This window comes from Kytococcus sp. HMSC28H12 (assembly GCF_001816045.1).
In the GTDB taxonomy this organism is placed as follows: domain Bacteria; phylum Actinomycetota; class Actinomycetes; order Actinomycetales; family Dermatophilaceae; genus Kytococcus; species Kytococcus schroeteri.
The window spans coordinates 1-2,804 of the sequence record NZ_KV824541.1; the positions used below are offsets into that span (position 1 = coordinate 1).

2 protein-coding genes are annotated in these 2,804 nt (G+C 74.5%); both read left to right on the forward strand.

Annotated elements, in window-relative coordinates:
• A partial coding sequence (locus HMPREF3099_RS08020; RefSeq protein ID WP_070705492.1) for a peptidoglycan D,D-transpeptidase FtsI family protein occupies window positions 1-1,926 on the forward strand: 1,926 nt, incomplete at its 5' end.
• Window positions 1,923-2,804: UDP-N-acetylmuramoyl-tripeptide--D-alanyl-D-alanine ligase (gene murF / locus HMPREF3099_RS08025; RefSeq protein ID WP_141762076.1), on the forward strand; the 882-nt coding region annotated here is incomplete at its 3' end. The genes HMPREF3099_RS08020 and murF, both read left to right, overlap by 4 nt.

Below are 2,804 nucleotides of genomic sequence, written 5' to 3' on the forward strand. Positions count from 1 at the left end.
GCCGCACCGGGCCACCCGGTGCGGCGCGCGCGGGTCATGCTCGTGGCGGCCGCCTTCGTGCTCACCCTCTTCGTCGGCCAGCTGTTCCGCCTCCAGGCCCTGGACGGGCCGGCGCTGGCGCAGACGGCCCTGTCCTCGCGCATGGTCACCGAGCGCGTCCCGGCCCTCCGGGGGTCGGTCGTGGACGACGGCGGCACCGTGCTGGCACGCAGCGTGCCCACCCGCCACGTCACCGCCGACCCGGAGCTGCTGCGCGACTACGACGGCAGCCCGAAGCGCGGCATCGCCCCCGGCTCGAAGGGCGCCGCCGAGGCCCTGGCCCGGGAGCTCGGGCTCGACCAGGCGGAGGCGCGCGAGCTGCGCCGCGCCATCGACGAGGCGCCGGGCCGCTTCCTCTACGTGGCCAAGGACGTCACCCCCTCGGACTGGCGCGCCGTCGACGACCTGCGCCTGCCGGGCGTGCGGTCCGAGCCCTCCAGCGTGCGCACCTACCCGCTCGGCTCCACCTCCGCGCCCCTCATCGGCTGGGTGAACTCCCAGCAGGTCGGGTCCGGTGGCGTCGAGGCGATGCAGGAGAAGACGCTCGCCGGCACCCCGGGCACCCTGGCCTACCAGCGGTCGGCCGCCGGGGGACGCATCGCGACCACGGCGATGGACATCAGCGAGGCCCAGCCCGGCCGCGACGTGCAGCTGACCATCGACTCCGACATCCAGTTCAAGGCCGAGCAGCTGCTGGCCGAGCAGGTGCGGAAGATGGGCGGCATCTCCGGCACGGCCATCGTGCAGCGCACCGACGGTGACGTGCTGGCCGCCGCGTCCTACCCGGGATTCGACCCCACGGGCCGTGTCAAGGACCCCACCGAGCGCAACAACCCGATCTTCACCGAGGTGTTCGAGCCCGGCTCCACCGGCAAGGTCGTCACCGCCTCGGCGGCCCTGGAGGAGGGCCTCGTGGCGCCGGAGACCAAGCTCGTGGTGCCCAACCGGCTGCCGCGCTCGGACAAGAAGTTCAAGGACTCCCACGACTACGGCACCCGCTACCTGACCTTCGCCGGCGTGCTGGCCACCTCGTCCAACATCGGCACGATCATGGCCGGCGAGGAGCTGGGGCGCGACCGCCTGCACGACTACCTGAGCGCCTTCGGCATGGGGCGCTCCTCCGGCCTGGGCTTCCCCGGTGAGTCCGCCGGCATCCTCGCGCCGCCGGAGAAGTGGAGCGACACGCAGTACTACACGGCGATGTTCGGACAGGGCGTCTCCGGCACGGCCATCCAGCAGAACACCGTCTTCCAGACCCTCGCCAACGGCGGGGTGCGCGTGGCGCCGCGCCTGGTGCGTGCCACCCGGGAGCAGGACGGGCCGTGGGAGGAGACACCGAAGGACGCCGGCGAGCGCGTGGTGAGCCAGCGCACCGCCGACGAGATGACCCGCATGCTCACCGCGGTGCCCACCCAGGAGGGCACCGCCCCGCAGGCCGCCGTGCCCGGCTACGCCGTGGCGGGCAAGACCTCCACCGCCCAGCGCTACGACCCCGAGAAGGGTCGCTACGACGGCGTGACCGCCTCCTTCGCCGGGTACGCCCCCGCCGACGACCCGCAGCTGGTGGTCTCGGTGACCGTGCAGAAGCCCGAGGTCGCGCCCTGGGGTGGCGTGGTGGCCGGCCCCGTCTTCTCCGACCTCATGGGCTTCGCCCTGCGCCACGAGGGGGTGGCCCCCTCGGCCGAGCGGGCCGAGCACCCGCCGCTGACCTTCGACCCCCGCGAGTTGGTGGAGCGCGCGCCCAGGGGTGGCGACGGCGGCTCGTCCGGCGCCACGCCCTCCGACGCCCCCTCGACCGGTACCACCCCCTCCCCGGGTGCACCCGCCACCGGCTCGGGGGAGAATGCACCGACCGCCCCCTCCGACCCCCAGGAGCAGACCCCGTGATCCCGCTGACCTCCCGACAGCTCGCGCAGGTCGTCGACGGAACGCTGGTGGGCGATGCCGACCGCGTCGTCGACGGCGGCGTGGTCACCGACTCCCGCCTCGCCGGCCCGGGGTCGCTGTACGTGGCCCGGCGGGGGGAGAACGCCGACGGGCACGACTTCGTGGAGGGCGCCCTGGCCCACGGGGCGGTGCTGACCCTCGCCGAGCGCGAGGTGCCCGGCGACCACGTGCTCGTGGCCGACACCCAGGAGGCCTTCGTGCGCCTCGCCCGGTGGATGGTGGACGAGCTGCCCGACCTGCAGGTGGTGGCCGTCACCGGCTCCTCCGGCAAGACCTCCACCAAGGACCTGCTCGGCCAGGTGCTCGCCGAGGCGGGGGAGACCATCGCCCCCATCGAGTCGTACAACTCCGAGGTGGGCGTGCCGCTCACCGTCTGCCGGCTCGAGCCCACCACGCAGTACCTCGTGGCCGAGATGGGTGCCTCCGGGCCCGGCCACATCGCGTACCTGACCGCCGTCGTGCCGCCCCGGGTGGGCATCGTGCTCAACGTGGGCTCGGCCCACATCGGGGGCTTCGGGTCCCAGCAGGGCATCGCCGACACCAAGGCCGCCATCGTGGAGGACCTGCCCGCCGACGGCCTGGCCGTGCTCAACGCCGACGACCCGCTGGTGGCCGCGATGGCGCAGCGCGTCCGCTCCGGTGCCGTGCAGACCTTCTCCCTGGACCCCGAGCGCGCGGCCGCCGACGAGTCGGTGACCGCCTGGGCCGAGGGGCTCGAGCTCGACGAGGCCGGCCGGGCCCGCTTCACCGTCGCGCTGCGCCCCGCAGCGGGCGACCCGCAGGCCGTGGAGCGCCACGCCGTGCACCTGCGCGTCCGC